This window comes from Novosphingobium sp. BL-S-21 (assembly GCF_055521655.1).
The window spans coordinates 1,931,714-1,945,744 of sequence record NZ_CM145495.1; the positions used below are offsets into that span (position 1 = coordinate 1,931,714).

The window sequence follows — 14,031 nt, forward strand, 5'->3', positions numbered from 1 at the left end:
CACCGGTATCAATAGGCTGGGAAGGCCAGTGAGCCGGAAGGCTACAGGGGGAGTGATCATGCAAAGGCATGTTTCGAGGATTTCGCTACTGAAGGCAGCGCTGGTCGCGGGCAGCGCGCTGGCATTGCCGCACGCCGCCTTCGCGCAGGACACGGCCGCAGATAATACCGGCGCCGCCGCCCAGACGGCCCCGCAGGACAGCACGACCGCCCAGGAAATCATCGTCACCGGCTTCCGCCAGTCGCTGGAAGCCGCGCTCAACGTGAAGCGGGAATCGGTCAGCGCGGTCGATGCCGTCGTGGCCGAGGACATGGCCAAGTTCCCCGACCAGAACCTTGCCGAATCGCTCCAGCGCATTCCCGGCATCTCCATCCAGAAGGACGGCGGCGAAGGCCGCGCGATCACCGTGCGCGGCCTCAGCGCCCAGTTCACCCGCGTGCGCGTGAACGGCCTGGAGACCATCGCCACCAGCTCCGACGGCGCCTCCGCCAACCGCGACCGTTCGTTCGACTTCAACGTCTTCGCCTCGGAACTGTTCAGCAGCCTGGTGGTCCACAAGACCGCCGAAGCCAGCCTCGACGAAGGTTCGCTGGGCGCCGTGGTGGACCTCAACACCGGCAACCCGCTGGCGGGCAAGGCCGGCCTTTCCGCCGTGCTCAACGTCCAGGGTTCTTACAACGACCTGTCGGACAATGTCGGCCCGCGCATCGCCGGCCTGCTGTCCTGGAGGAACGACGCGGGCACGTTCGGCGTCAATCTCTCGGCCGCCTATTCGCACACCGACACGCTGGAAACCGGCAACAACTCGGTGCGCTGGGCCCAGGCCTACTTCAACTCGGTGAACGGCACGCCGTGCTACTATTCCAACGTCGGCCCGACCGGCGGCAACCCGGTCGGCACGGGCGGCGGCTATCGCCCCTCCGCCGCCTGCGACGCGGCCTCGCTCTCGTTCCACCCGCGCATCCCGCGCTACGGCGTGGTCGAGCATGACCGCAAGCGCCTGGGCCTGACCGGATCCATCCAGTTCGAGCCGACCGACCGCACCAAGCTCTCGATCGACGGCCTCTATTCCTCGTTCAAGGAAGACCGCGCGGAACAGTGGCTGGAAGTGCTCGCCCGCTCCAACGAGCGCCGCTTCGACGTGGTGGACCCGGTCTACGACGACAACGGCAACATGGTCAGCGCCACGTTCAACAACGCCTATGTCCGCACGGAAAGCTACTTGCGCAAGTCGAAGACCGAATTCTACCAGATCGGCGCGACGCTGGACCAGGACGTCAGCGACAGCTTCCGCTTCACCCTGCTGGGCGGCATGTCGCAATCAAACGCGGACATCCCGGTCGAAACGACTTTCGCCTATGACAACCGCAACGCCAACGGTTTCAGCTACGACTATTCGGACATGAAGACGCCGGTGCTGAACTACGGCCTCGACGTGACCAATCCGGCGAACTTCCAGCTCGCCGAAATCCGCGACCGGCCTTCCTATGTGAAGAACCGCTTCAAGACCGCGCAATTGCGCACCGAGTGGGACCTTGCCGAAGGCTTCACGGTCAAGACCGGCGCGGTCTGGCGGCGCTACAACTTCCGTACGCAATTGTTCCAGCGCGACACCGCCGCCTGCGGCGCCAACGGCACGAAGGACCTGATCCTCGGCCAGGTGACCTGCTCGGCTTCGGTCTACGGCCTGCCCGTCACTTCGGACATCTCGCAGGTCGCCAACCTGGGCGACGCGGGCCAGCCGAACGGAACCACCGATTCCTGGCTCGTCGCCAACATCGCCAATGCGGCAGACTATACCAACCTCTATGGCCGGACCGCCATCGAGGACCTGGGCAACAACCGCCGCGTGCAGGAGACGACGTCGGGCGGGTACCTCCAGTTCGACGTGAAGGGCGACATCTTCGGGCTCGAATATGCCGGCAACTTCGGCATGCGCTATGCCCATACCGGCCAGAAATCGACCGGCTACACCGCCGGCGTCGCCGCCACCGTGGAGCGCAATTACGACGACTGGCTCCCGGCCATGAACATCGCGCTCTACCCGCGCCACGACGTGATCCTGCGCGGCGCCATCGCCAAGGTCATCACCCGGCCTTCGCTGGGCAACCTCAACCCGGGCGGCTCGGTGGACGGCTTCAACTACCGCGTCACGTTCGGCAACCCGTTCCTCGATCCCTATCGCGCGACCAATTTCGACCTTTCGGCCGAATGGTACTTCGCCCCGCAGGCCCTGCTGTCGGTGGCGGCCTTCATCAAGAAGATCGAAAGCTTCCCGGTCGCCGGCACTTATGTGGCCACCCTGCCGCAGCTCGGCCTCGGCCGCGACGTGCTGGGCCAGAGCACGCCTGCCTACATCAACTACGATCCCAACCAGGAATATGTCGTCTCCTCGCAGGTCAACGGCCAGGGCGCGACGCTGAAGGGCGTGGAAGTGGCCCTGCAACTGCCCTTCACCTTCCTGCCCGGCATCCTCAGCCACACGGGCTTCCAGGGCAACGCCACCTTCATCAAGAGCAAGGCGGACTACACGATCACCGGCCCGGCCACTTCGGCCTGTACCCGCAACGCCACGACAGGCGCCTGCGCCCTCACCGGCGTCTCGGCGGTCTATACCCAGACCCTGCTGGGCGTGTCCAAGAAGGCGGCCAACGCCACGCTCTACTATGACGACGGCAAGTTCAGCATTCGCGGTTCGGTCAGTTATCGCGGGCCCTTCGTGGATGCGACCAGCGCCACGGGCAATATCTTCGAAGGCTATGGCTCCTACACCAGCATCGATGCGGCGATCCGCTACAAGGCCACGGAGTGGCTGGAACTCTCGATCGACGGCAACAACCTGACTGATGCCTATCGCTATCGCTTCAATGACGTCTTCGCGGAGCGCAACTACGAAAACAACCACTTCGGCCGCACGATCCTGTTCGGCGCGCGCGCAAAGTATTGATGTTCGGCCGATACATCTGCCGAATGCCATGAACTGAAATAACGAAGAGGAAGCCGCCATGACCATCGACCGCCGATCGTTCATGGCGGCTTCGCTCGCCTCCGGGCTGCTGCCTGGATTGAGCGCCGGCCAGGCCTTGGCCCAAACCGGAAGGCCGGGCGATACCGGCATGACACCGCCTCCGGCCGATGCCGCCAAGGCGCCGCCGCCAGGCTTGCCGGAACCCACCGAGACGATCGACCTCTGGCCGAAAGGTGCGCCGGGAATGCCCGGAGCGCCGCCGGTCGAAACCGTCACCGAACGCTCTGCCAATGGGCAGGTCAACGATCGCTCCGTCACCGGCACCACCCATCCGCGCATGGTGGTGTTCCGGCCCGACCGGCCCAACGGCGCGGCGGTGCTGATCGCCCCGGGCGGCGGCTACCGGCTCGTCGTGATCGACAAGGAAGGCTACGAAGTGGCACGCTGGCTTGCCGCGCGCGGCTTCACGGCCTTCGTGCTGTTCTACCGCCTCCCCGGGGAAGGCTGGGCGGATCGGCAGGACGTGCCGCTGGCCGATGCCCAGCGCGCCATGCGCCTGATCCGCCACCGTGCGAAAGACTTCGGGATCCAGCCGGAGCGCGTCGCCGCCATGGGTTTTTCGGCCGGCGGCCATGTCTGCGCCAGCCTCTCCACTCGCTTCGACGCGAAAGCCTACGCACCGGTCGATGCGGCGGACAGACTTTCCGCGCGCCCGTTCTGCGCGGCCCCGGTCTATCCGGTGGTCTCGATGGACCCGGCCATTGCCCATGCCGGATCCCGCGACCTGCTGCTCGGCCCCTCGCCCACAGCGGCGCTGGAAGCCGCGCACTCGCCGGAGCGCACGGTGCCCAAGGGCGCGCCGCCGCACTTCCTGCTTCACGCCGACGACGATCCCGTCGTCCCGGTAGAGAACAGCCTGCGCCTGCGCGCCGCCCTCCGCGCGCAAGGCGTGCCGGTGGAAACCCACCTTTTCGCGCAAGGCGGCCACGGCTTCGGGCTGCGCGGCACGATCGGCAAGCCGGTCGAGGCGTGGCCCGATCTCTGGCGGGCCTGGGCCCGCTCGGTCGGCCTAGCCTGAAGTACCTGGGGCTAAGGTAAATGACCGGAAAGAACCGGCCTAAACATTCGGGGCAGAATGGGATGACAATGGACAGACGCGACGCACTCAAGACCGCCCTGCTCGGCGGCATCGGCCTTGCGGCCCCCATTCTCGCAAGCGGAGAGGCTACCGCAAAGGCGCCCGGAACGGGTAGCGCTCCGCCGTCCGCCCCGGCGGCGCCCGCCCGCAACTGGCGCCGCGGCTTCGACAACCAGCGCATTTCCAGCCTCGGCGGTGGCAGGATGCTCAACCCCGTCCTTTCGGGCGACCGGCCCGACCCCGCCATCCTCAAGGACGGCGAAGATTATTATCTCACTTTCTCCAGCTTCGATTCCTACCCCGGCCTCACCATCTGGCACAGCCGCGACCTGGTGAACTGGCAGCCCCGCAAACCGGCGCTGACCCGCAATATCGGCTCGGTATGGGCCGTAAGCCTGGAGAAGCACGAGGGACGCTACTTCCTCTACATCCCGGTCAAGGCCGAGCCCAACGAGATTTACGTGATCTGGGCGGATCATATCGACGGCCCGTGGAGCGACCCGAAGCCCCTGGGCCTGCACGACCATATCGACCCCTGCCATGCCGTGGGCGAGGACGGCTCGCGCTGGCTGTTCCTCTCGGGCGGGGACCGGGTGCGGCTTTCCGAAGACGGGCTGTCGCTGTCCGGCAAGGTCGAGCACGTCTACGATCCCTGGCACTATCCCGAGGATTGGGACGTGGAAGGTTTCTCGCCCGAGGGCCCCAAGATCCACCGCCATGGCGACTGGTTCTACATGCTCACGGCGGTCGGCGGCACGGCCGGGCCGCCCACCGGCCATATGGTGATCGCCGCCCGCGCCCGCTCGATCCATGGCCCTTGGGAACAACACCCCGGGAACCCGCTGGTCCGCACCGAAAGCCAGTCCGAAGCCTGGTGGTCGCGCGGCCACGCCTCGCTGGTCGAAGGGCCGGACAAGCAGTGGTACACGCTTTACCACGGCTTCGAGAACGGCTTCTGGACGCTCGGCCGCCAATGCCTGCTCGACACAATCGAATGGACGCCGGACGGCTGGTTCAGGATGACCGGCGGAGACCTGTCGCAGCCGCTGCCCGCGCCGAAAGTGGCCGATTCCCTGCCCCACGGCATGGCGCTGTCGGACGATTTCGCCAAGCCGCTGGCGATGGGTTCGAAATGGTCGTTCTTCCGTCCCGCGCCTGACGAGGCGGCCCGCGTGCGCGTCGCAGACGGCGCCCTGCATCTCAAAGGCAAGGGCCTGGCCCCGTCGAGCGGCTCGCCGCTGCTGCTGATTGCGGGCGACACCAGCTATCAGTTCGAATGCGACATCGAACTGGCCCCCGGCGGCACGGCGGGCCTCCTGCTGTTCTACGACGACAAGCTCTACGCCGGCCTCGGCTTCGACGAGGCGCGCTTCGTCACGCACCAATATGGCATCGAGCGCGGCCGGCCCGCCAATCCCCATGGCGGCCGCATGAAAATGCGCCTCACCAACCGGCGGCACATCATCGCCTTCCACACCTCGGCAGACGGCGGCCGTACCTGGAAGCGCTTCGATCGCGGCATGGAAGTTTCGGGTTACCACCACAATGTGCGCGGCGGTTTCCTGATGCTCCGGCCCGGCCTCTATGCGGCCGGTCCCGGCGAAGCGACGTTCCGCGACTTCCGTTTCACGGCACTGGAGGACTGAGTTCGGCACGGCGGAAGGAGCCGCGCCGCTGAACGCTCAGGACTTTCCGGTGCCGCCATTGCCCGAGGTATCGAGCCTGGTTTCCATCCGGTAGTCCGGCAGGGCATCCAGCGCCTGGCGCAGCGCCTCTCCCCAGCCGTCCGAAATCGACTGGAAATACGGATCGTTCGGCTCGATCCGCCGGTCGTGGAGGGGGGTGAAGCGGTCCTGTTCCAGCACCAGCAGGTCCAGCGGCAGGCCGACCGAAAGGTTCGCCTTCACGGTCGAATCGAAGGAGACGCACATCAGCTTCACCGCCTGCTCGAAGGTCATGCTCCGGTCGTAGCCGCGGATCAGGATCGGGCGGCCGTACTTGGTCTCGCCGATCTGGAAGAAAGGCGTATCGAAGCTGGCTTCGATGAAATTGCCCTCGGGGTAGATCAGGAAAAGCCGCGGCTCCATGCCCTTGATCTGCCCGGCCACGATCATCGAGGCGCTGAAGGTGCCGGTCGCGGCCTTCTGGCCATTGTCGCTGGCGCGCTCGGTGATGATGTCCTGGAGGAGATTGCCGACCACCGTGGCCACCTGGAACATGGTGGGCGCCTCCAGCAGGGAATTGTGCCGCTCCGCCGGGGCCTTGTTGCGCTCTTCCAACTGGCTGATGACCGCCTGGGTGGTGGCCAGGTTGCCCGCCGTCATCAGGGTGATGATGCGCTCTCCCGGGATTTCCCAGTGATACATCTTCTGGAACGTGGAGATATTGTCGACGCCCGAATTGGTGCGGGTGTCACTCATCAAGACGAGTCCGCGATCCAGCATCATGCCTACACAATAGGTCATGGAATCAAAAACCCCTGAATTCCTGCGTCCCGCGCGACCATTCACGGGACCGCGGCCGTTTCAGCCGCCTTGTATCTGCCGCTGCCCGCCGTCTGCGGACTGCTGCTGCTGCTGTCCTAGCAGGTTCTCCTCCACGGACAAATGCACGTCCAGCCGGGTTTCCCCCGCGCCCGTGGCCACACCCGTAACCGGAGCGGCCTCTGCATAGTCTGAGCCGCTGGCTACGCGGATATACCTTTCATCCGGGCAGATCGCGTTGGAAACGTCAAATCCGACCCAGCCCAGCCCCGGAACGTGCGCCTCTGCCCAGCCGTGCCCGGCATCCTGCTCCACCCGGTCGTTCATCCGCAGATAGCCGCCGACATAGCGCATCGGGATGTCCAGCAGGCGCCCGGCGCTGATGAAGATATGGGCGTGGTCCTGGCAGACGCCTTTTCCTGCCATCAGCGCCTGTTCCGCCGTCGTGCGCACGTCCGTGGCGCCCGGCACATAGGCAACGCGCGCGGCGATGGCGCTGGAAAGGACATGGAGGAACCCCACGAGGTCCGACTTGTCGGCATCGACGGAGGCCAGCAGCGAACGCACCCCCTTGCCGGCGCGTGTCAGCGGCGTCGCGCGCAGGAAGCACCAGAGCGGAGCATGCCCGCCATGCGCGCCAGTGATGCCGTTGTTGTCGCTCGTGCGCACCGTGCCCGCGCAGGTGACGGTGACTTCCCGGGCGCCCGGTTCGATGGAAACGAGCGAGGTGTGGTTCTGGTGCTGATCGTCGTAGCCCACCTCGTGGCGCGCGCCGGTCAGTTCCATCGTCCAGTCGAGCACTTCCTGCCCGTGAGTGGTCTTGGGCCGCAGCCGAAGCCGCTGCAATCCGTGCGTGACGGGAGCGGCGAAAGCGTAGCGCGTAGTGTGCGTGACGGTCAGAAGCATGGAACAAGCCGTCCTATTCGTTGAAGCGGTAATCGGCGGCGATGGCACTGCCGAGCCGGCTGGTCTTGCCGATGAAGTCCTGCAGGAATTCGTGCAGGCCCATCTCGAAGATCGCCTCGATCGAGGTTTCCTGAAGCGCGCCGCCGGTGGCGCGCAGAAGCGCGTGCGCGGATGTCTCTCCGCCATATTCCTTGGCGAGGCCTGCCATGTTGCTGCGAAGCTTGTCGTAGCAGAAGACCAGACTGCGCGGAAATTGCCCGTCCAGGATCAGGAACCGGGCGATCCCGCGCGAATCCATGGCGCCGGCGTTGAGCCAGGAATAGGCACGGTTGCCCGCCACCGAGCGCAGCAGCGTGTCCCACTGGACGTTGTCCAGGCTGGAGCCGACCCAGGCCGCCGAGGGCAGCAGGACGTAGTATTTCACGTCGAGGATGCGCGCGGTGCTGTCCGCCCGCTCGATGAACGTGCCGATGCGCGAGAAGTTGAACACCTCGTTGCGCAGCATCGTTCCTTCCAGCGCCCCGCGCACGAGCGTGCCGGTGCGGCGGATCTGGCCCAGCACTTCGCCCAGGTTGGTCTCCCGAACCGGCCGCGCGAGCAGGTCGCGCAAATGCATCCAGCCTTCGTTGGTGGTTTCCCATACGGCGTTGGTCAGGCTGTTGCGCACCATGCGGGCATTGGTGCGCGCGTTCTCGACCATGGCCAGGACCGAGCCGGGATTGTCCTTGTCGCGCAGCAGGAAGTTGAACACCTGGGGCCCGTTGAACCCGCCGTGGACGCGGCAATAGTTCCCCACCAGCCCGGTGGTGGTCAGGACCGACTTCCACTCCTCGTCCTGCGAATGCTTGTTGCCCCGCGTCAGCGCGAGATGGAAACCCACGTCGATTAGGCGCGCGGTGTTTTCCGCCCGTTCGAGATAGCGGCTCATCCAGTATACGCCGTTGGCGGCCCGTCCCAGCATCAGCGCGCCCTCACCCGTCCCATAGCCCTCATTCGTCCAGCACCCACGAATCCTTGGTGCCGCCACCTTGCGAGGAATTGACCACCAGCGATCCCTTCTTCAGCGCCACGCGGGTGAGCCCGCCCGGCGTGATGTCGATGCCTTCGGGCGAAACCAGCACGAAAGGCCTGAGGTCCACATGGCGCGGCGCCAGTCCCTCCTTGGTGAAGATCGGCACGGTGGAGAGCGAAAGGGTCGGCTGGGCGATGTAATTGTCCGGCCGCGCGCGCAGCTTGGCCTCGAAATCGGCCAGTTCCTTCTTCGAGGCGGCCGGGCCGATCAGCATGCCGTAGCCGCCCGAGCCATGAACCTCCTTGACCACCAGTTCGGCCAGATTGTCGAGCACATAGGCCAGGGAATCGCTTTCCGAGCAGCGCCAGGTCGGCACATTGGCCAGGATCGGTTTCTCGCCGGTATAGAATTCGACGATCTCGGGCATGTAGCTGTAGATCGCCTTGTCGTCGGCGATGCCGGTGCCCGGCGCATTGGCGATGGTAATGCCGCCCGCGCGGTAGACGTCCATGATCCCCGAAACGCCCAGCGCCGAATCGGGCTGGAAACTCAGGGGATCGAGATAATCGTCGTCGACGCGGCGATAGATCACGTCGATCGCCTTGTAGCCCGTGGTCGTGCGCATGGCGACGCGGCCGTCCACCACGCGAAGATCGCGGCCTTCCACCAGCTCCGCGCCCATCTGGTCGGCCAGGAAAGCGTGCTCGAAATAAGCGGAATTGTAGATGCCCGGCGTCAGTACGGCCACGGTAGGACGGGTGCCGCCGCCCTTTCCGCCATCGTACGCCGGCGGCGCGCAGGCCCGCAGCGAGCGGGCCAGACGGCGCGGATAGTCGGAAACCGGGCGCACCGGGATGCGCGTGAACAGCTCCGGGAACATCGCCATCATCGTCTCGCGGTTCTCGAGCATGTACGAGACGCCGGACGGCGTGCGGGCATTGTCTTCCAGCACCATGAACTCTTCCGGCCCGGTGCGGACGAGATCGATGCCGACGATATGGGTATAGACGCCCCCCGGCGGCGTCATCCCGATCATCTGCGACAGGAACGCCTCGTTGTTGCGGAGCGCGGAGATCGGCAGGCGGCCGGAGCGGATGATCTCCTGGCGGTGGTAGAGGTCCTGCAGGAAGGCGTTGAGCGCCCGCACCCGCTGCTCGATGCCCTGCGTCAGCTTGCGCCACTCGCGGGCGGTGATGATGCGGGGGATCATGTCGAAGGGAATGAGCCGCTCCTCGGCAGCATCGTCCCCGTAGACGTTGAAGGTGATGCCGATGCGGCGGAAGAAGCGCTCCGCCTCGGCGTCCTGCCGTTTCAGCCAGGCCTTGTCCTGCGAGTCGTACCATTTTCGAAAGTCGGCGTAGGCAGGTCTCACCGACCCATCCTCGTTGAGCATCTCGTCGTAGTTGGTTCCGCCCGTAGCCGTCATTGTGACTCCCGTTTGTCCATGTGATGCAACACGGAAACGAGCTTGCCAAGCGGCTACGCTGCAAGTGCGAAAGAAAAATTCCTGCGAGTATCGGCGGAATTCGGACCGATTGGTATGGAGCACGCTTTCCCGCGCAATCTCCGACAGTAAATGCGTGCGCTGCAGAGGCTAAGTGCAGTTGGCTAATCCACTGATCCTGGCGCGGGAATCTGCGGGGCTTTCGTATTTCGCCTTGCCTAGGCTTCCAGCAGGCCCCGCGCCGTCAGGTCGGCGCGCAGCGCCGGGGCGCCTTGGAAATGATGCACCTGCCAGCCCAGCGCCCGCGCCGAAGCGATGTTGGCGGCATTGTCGTCGATGAACAGCATCGCCTGCGGGTCGTGGCCGAAGCGTTTCGCCGCCATATCGAAGATGCGCGCGTCGGGCTTGGCCAGCTTCTCGTCCCCGGAGACGACGATGTCGCCGAACAGGTCGAACAGCGGCTCCGCCGCGCGGTACTCGCGCCAGAACGGGCTGGCGAAGTTGGTGATGGCAAAGAGCGGCACGGCCTGTGCCGCAAGCTCGCGAACGATGTCGTGGCTGCCCGGGACGTTGCCGGGGATCGTTTCCAGGAACCGCGTGGCATAAGCGTCTATCAGGGCGTCGTTGCCCGGGAACGCGGCCTTTCGCTCGGCCACCAGTTCCGCCAGATCGCGCCCGGCATCATGCTCGAAGTGCCATTCCTCGGTGACGACGGTGGTGCAGAACCAGTCCAGCCGCTCCGGCTCGGGGATCAGCTTGGCGAAAAGCAGGCGCATGTCCCACTCGACGAGGACGCGCCCGACATCGAACACGACAGCCGCTACAGGCGCCGCTACAGGCCCGCGCGCTTCGGCCGGATGGTTTTCTTGGACAGCAGACATGACAAGACCCCCGCACCTGGCGGGGGCCTCATGTCGTCAGACGCAATCGCCCGTCCGCCTTGGTCATCCCCGCCCGATGGCAGGGACAGACAGACGAATCAGCCCTGGCGGGCCTTGAAGCGACGGTTGGTCTTGTTGATGACGTAAGTGCGGCCGCGACGGCGGATCACGCGGTTGTCCCGGTGACGACCCTTGAGCGACTTCAGGCTGTTCGTAATCTTCATGTCTAGTCTCGTCTTGCGTGGTCCGGCGGTTGCACCAAGCAAACTGGGGCCGCCGCAAAATAGGAAGTGGCGCCGTTAGTGGGAGCGGCTTGCAAAGTCAAGCCCGAGGGGCCATTCCACCTCGTGCAAGAGCTTCGTTTTGCCGTTCATCCCAAGGCAATCGCAAGCGCCCATAACCCAGGTTCGGGTGCGACCCAACCGATTCTTCGCCAATCGCCTTTTCGGACCCCAACGAACAATGAAGACGCTAAAAACCGCGATTTTCGCTACTGGAATGGTCGCAACGTTGCTTGCCGCTCCCGCGCTTCAGGCCCGTCCCGGCTGGGGTGGCGGTTATGGTTCGGGCTGGGGTTCCGGCTGGGGCGATCGATGGGGCGACCCGCTGATGGGCGGCCCGGTCGGCGCGCCGATGTCTTCCAGCCGCACGAAGGATTCGCGCGAAGGCCGCGTGGAAGTGAGCCGATTCGTTGCCCAGGATCCGCAAGCGGCCGATCTCGGCCACGGCGTGGTTTCGGTTCAGTCCGATTCGGGCGAAGGCCAGTGGGTGCCCGGCGCGGAGCGCGCCGCTTATGAGGCCGCCATCGTCGATGCCCTCGTCGGCGCGGGCTACGACACCCAGCACAAGGAAGACAATGGCGGGCAAGTGGCCGAGCTGAAGATCAGCCGCCAGGTCCTGACCCCTGCCGAGGAAAAGCGCAATCCGGTCAGCGGCACCGCGGCCATGGGCGTCAGCAATCGCGGCTCGGCCTACGGGCTGGCCGTGAACGTGGACCTCACCAAGCCCCGCACGGCGCTGATCGGCACCCGGCTCGACACCCGGATCGTCGACAAGGCGAGCGGCAAAGTGCTGTGGGAAGGCTATGCCACGATCGCCACGCGCGAAGGTGACGACAACTGGCCGGACTACCGCATTGCCGGTAAGCTGGCCGCCGCCCTGTTCGACGGCTTCCCCAAAGCCGACCCGGTCGGCGTGTCCGCCCCCCAGGGCTGAAAGTGCCGCGCCGGGGCGCGCGCCTGCCCGCCGGCAGACTGGCCCCGCCGACCAAGCGCAACCCCGCAAGCCGCCCGTGCGACTTTCTCCCTTCACGGGGGTTTATTGCATGAGGAACCGCCTCAGGAGAGCCTGACATGATCCGCATCCGTCCATTCGCCCCCCTGTTCATGGCCCCCCTTCTCGCCGGAGCGCTGGCTCTGGGCGGCTGCGCCGCGCAAGTCGGGCCGGTGGAAGTCACGCGGTTCAGCGCTCCGGACGCATCGATGCTCGGACGCGGGGTGATTCGCGTCGATCCTGCCAATGCGCAGGATGCCTCCAGCCTGGAATTCCGGACTTACGCCGCCGCCGTGGCGCAGGAGCTGGCGAAAGTCGGCTACCGCCAGGCCCTTCCCGGAGAAGCCGTGCGCGACACGCAAGTTGCGGTGCTCTCGGTGGAGCGGCAGGTCTATCAGCCCGGGGCGCGCCGCAGTCCCGTCTCGGTGGGCGTGGGCGGCAGTACCGGCAGCTACGGATCGGGCCTCGGCTTGGGGCTGGGCATCAACCTGGCCGGCAAGCCACAGGACCAGGTGGATACCCGCATGCACGTGATGATCAAGGACCGCCCGGACGGCCGCACCATCTGGGAAGGCCGCGCTGCCTTCACTGTCGGCTCCAAGTCTCCCGTGGCGCAAACTTCGCTGGGCGCTGCAAAAATGGCCGAAGCGTTGTTCAAGGGGTTTCCGGGCAAGTCGGGTGAAACTATCCTGGTGAAATGACCAGCATCCAGATCTCCTCCGCATTCGATTCCGGCAACATCGAAGTCCTTTCCATCGACGGCACCACCGCGCGACTCAAGATCCGGCCGGATCACGAATCGGACTTCCTCCAGTGGTTCCACTTCCGCGTCAGCGCCGCCCCCGGCCAGAGCATCGCGGGCGAGGAACTGACGCTGAAGATCACCGGCCTCAACGCCTCGGCCTATCCGCTGGGCTGGCCTGGGTACCGCGCCTGCGCCTCGGAAGACCGCCAGTTCTGGGGCCGCGCCGAAACCACCTGGGACGGCGGCAAGGACGGCGGAACCCTCACCATCCGCCACACGCCCGATAGCGAACTGGCCTGGTTCGCCTATTTCGCGCCCTATTCGATGGAGCGCCATCACGACCTCGTCGCCTCGCTCGCAGGGCTTGAGGAAGTGGATTATCGCCTGCTCGGCACCACGCTAGACGGCCGCCCGCTCGATTGCCTCTCCATGGGCGACGGGCTCAAGCAGGTCTGGCTCTATGCCCGCCAGCATCCCGGCGAATCGATGGCCGAATGGTGGATGGAAGGCGCTCTGGAAGTGCTGGCCGATCCAGCCGATTCGGTCGGGCGCGAACTGCGCAAGCGCTGCCGCTTCCACGTCGTGCCCAACATGAACCCGGATGGTTCGGCGCGCGGTCACTTGCGCACCAATGCGGCGGGCGTGAACCTCAACCGCGAATGGGCCGAGCCAAGCGCCGAGAGGTCTCCCGAAGTGCTCGCGATCCTGGCCGCCATGGACGAAACCGGCGTGCACTTCGCCATGGACATCCACGGCGACGAAGCCATCCCCGCCGTCTTCCTGGCCGGTTTCGAGGGCATCCCCTCGCTCAAGGCCGAGCAGAAGCAGGGTTACGACCGCTACGCGACGATCCTGGAACGCCGCACGCCGGACTTCCAGACCCGCCTCGGCTACTCCACCGCCCAGCCGGGCAAGGGCAACCTGACGATGTCCACCAATCAGGTCGCCGAGCGCTTCGGCGCCGTGTCCATGACGCTGGAAATGCCGTTCAAGGACCATGACGAAGCCGCCGACCCGCGCCAGGGCTGGAGCCCGGAACGCTCGGCCCAGCTTGGCAAGGACTGCATGGGCGCGCTGCTGGAATGGCTGGTCGAGCAGGACGGCAAGTAAGAACGGCCGCGCGGGCTTGGGACGCCTGAAGGTTCGGCATCCCAAGCCCGCCGCGGTGAAGGGAACTACCCG

At 65.7% G+C, this 14,031-nt stretch carries 12 protein-coding genes; 6 read left to right on the top strand and 6 right to left on the bottom strand.

What is annotated here, in order from left to right:
• Positions 1–58 precede the first annotated feature (58 nt).
• The 3 genes from ACZ1J6_RS07640 (at position 59) to ACZ1J6_RS07650 (ending at position 5,752) form a co-directional block, all read left to right on the top strand.
• A complete protein-coding gene (locus ACZ1J6_RS07640; protein ID WP_431568942.1) occupies positions 59–2,947 on the top strand; it encodes a TonB-dependent receptor in 2,889 nt (962 codons plus the stop codon).
• A gap of 58 nt (positions 2,948–3,005) precedes the next feature.
• A complete protein-coding gene (locus ACZ1J6_RS07645; RefSeq protein ID WP_431568941.1) occupies positions 3,006–4,046 on the top strand; it encodes an alpha/beta hydrolase in 1,041 nt (346 codons plus the stop codon).
• A gap of 62 nt (positions 4,047–4,108) precedes the next feature.
• Entirely contained in the window at positions 4,109–5,752 is a 1,644-nt protein-coding gene (locus tag ACZ1J6_RS07650) for a family 43 glycosylhydrolase (protein WP_431568940.1), read from the top strand.
• A gap of 36 nt (positions 5,753–5,788) precedes the next feature.
• Here ACZ1J6_RS07650 and ACZ1J6_RS07655 read toward each other — a convergent pair whose 3' ends face one another.
• The 6 genes from ACZ1J6_RS07655 to ykgO form a co-directional block, all read right to left on the bottom strand.
• A complete protein-coding gene (locus ACZ1J6_RS07655) occupies positions 5,789–6,571 on the bottom strand; it encodes a proteasome-type protease (RefSeq protein WP_132267423.1) in 783 nt (260 codons plus the stop codon).
• 60 nt (positions 6,572–6,631) lie between these two features.
• On the bottom strand, positions 6,632–7,495 hold the full coding sequence (locus ACZ1J6_RS07660; RefSeq protein WP_465127242.1) for a transglutaminase family protein: 864 nt from the start codon (positions 7,493–7,495) through the stop codon (positions 6,632–6,634).
• Positions 7,496–7,508: 13 nt separating this feature from the next.
• The gene (locus ACZ1J6_RS07665) at positions 7,509–8,456 is read right to left on the bottom strand and encodes an alpha-E domain-containing protein (RefSeq protein ID WP_132267426.1); all 948 of its coding nucleotides are present in this window, start codon (positions 8,454–8,456) and stop codon (positions 7,509–7,511) included.
• Between the two features lie 28 nt (positions 8,457–8,484).
• Positions 8,485–9,933, bottom strand: coding sequence for a circularly permuted type 2 ATP-grasp protein (locus ACZ1J6_RS07670; RefSeq protein WP_431568938.1), 1,449 nt, complete (start codon positions 9,931–9,933; stop codon positions 8,485–8,487).
• A gap of 236 nt (positions 9,934–10,169) precedes the next feature.
• Positions 10,170–10,832, bottom strand: a complete 663-nt coding sequence (locus ACZ1J6_RS07675; RefSeq protein ID WP_431568937.1) for an HAD-IA family hydrolase — start codon at positions 10,830–10,832, stop codon at positions 10,170–10,172.
• A gap of 98 nt (positions 10,833–10,930) precedes the next feature.
• Positions 10,931–11,056, bottom strand: a complete 126-nt coding sequence (ykgO, locus tag ACZ1J6_RS07680; protein WP_021235112.1) for a type B 50S ribosomal protein L36 — start codon at positions 11,054–11,056, stop codon at positions 10,931–10,933.
• Positions 11,057–11,330: 274 nt separating this feature from the next.
• Here ykgO and ACZ1J6_RS07685 point away from each other — a divergent pair, with 274 nt between their 5' ends.
• The 3 genes from ACZ1J6_RS07685 (at position 11,331) to ACZ1J6_RS07695 (ending at position 13,959) form a co-directional block, all read left to right on the top strand.
• Positions 11,331–12,047 (top strand): DUF4136 domain-containing protein, encoded by a 717-nt coding sequence (locus ACZ1J6_RS07685; RefSeq protein ID WP_243840903.1) that lies wholly within the window; start codon positions 11,331–11,333, stop codon positions 12,045–12,047.
• A gap of 137 nt (positions 12,048–12,184) precedes the next feature.
• The gene (locus ACZ1J6_RS07690; RefSeq protein WP_314467155.1) at positions 12,185–12,805 is read left to right on the top strand and encodes a DUF4136 domain-containing protein; all 621 of its coding nucleotides are present in this window, start codon (positions 12,185–12,187) and stop codon (positions 12,803–12,805) included.
• On the top strand, positions 12,802–13,959 hold the full coding sequence (locus tag ACZ1J6_RS07695) for a M14 family metallopeptidase (RefSeq protein WP_431568936.1): 1,158 nt from the start codon (positions 12,802–12,804) through the stop codon (positions 13,957–13,959). The genes ACZ1J6_RS07690 and ACZ1J6_RS07695 overlap by 4 nt, the downstream gene beginning before the upstream one ends.
• The last annotated feature ends 72 nt before the right edge of the window (positions 13,960–14,031 follow it).

Bases quoted from the DNA above. Each gene is read 5' to 3' on its own strand.
- ACZ1J6_RS07675 (WP_431568937.1), bottom strand. From the start codon at position 10,832: ATGTCTGCTGTCCAAGAAAACCATCCGGCCGAAGCGCGCGGGCCTGTA.
- ACZ1J6_RS07660 (WP_465127242.1), bottom strand. From the start codon at position 7,495: ATGCTTCTGACCGTCACGCACACTACGCGCTACGCTTTCGCCGCTCCC.
- ACZ1J6_RS07645 (WP_431568941.1), top strand. From the start codon at position 3,006: ATGACCATCGACCGCCGATCGTTCATGGCGGCTTCGCTCGCCTCCGGG.
- ACZ1J6_RS07650 (WP_431568940.1), top strand. From the start codon at position 4,109: ATGACAATGGACAGACGCGACGCACTCAAGACCGCCCTGCTCGGCGGC.
- ykgO (WP_021235112.1), bottom strand. From the start codon at position 11,056: ATGAAGATTACGAACAGCCTGAAGTCGCTCAAGGGTCGTCACCGGGAC.
- ACZ1J6_RS07690 (WP_314467155.1), top strand. From the start codon at position 12,185: ATGATCCGCATCCGTCCATTCGCCCCCCTGTTCATGGCCCCCCTTCTC.
- ACZ1J6_RS07665 (WP_132267426.1), bottom strand. From the start codon at position 8,456: ATGCTGGGACGGGCCGCCAACGGCGTATACTGGATGAGCCGCTATCTC.
- ACZ1J6_RS07655 (WP_132267423.1), bottom strand. From the start codon at position 6,571: ATGACCTATTGTGTAGGCATGATGCTGGATCGCGGACTCGTCTTGATG.
- ACZ1J6_RS07685 (WP_243840903.1), top strand. From the start codon at position 11,331: ATGGTCGCAACGTTGCTTGCCGCTCCCGCGCTTCAGGCCCGTCCCGGC.
- ACZ1J6_RS07695 (WP_431568936.1), top strand. From the start codon at position 12,802: ATGACCAGCATCCAGATCTCCTCCGCATTCGATTCCGGCAACATCGAA.
- ACZ1J6_RS07670 (WP_431568938.1), bottom strand. From the start codon at position 9,933: ATGACGGCTACGGGCGGAACCAACTACGACGAGATGCTCAACGAGGAT.
- ACZ1J6_RS07640 (WP_431568942.1), top strand. From the start codon at position 59: ATGCAAAGGCATGTTTCGAGGATTTCGCTACTGAAGGCAGCGCTGGTC.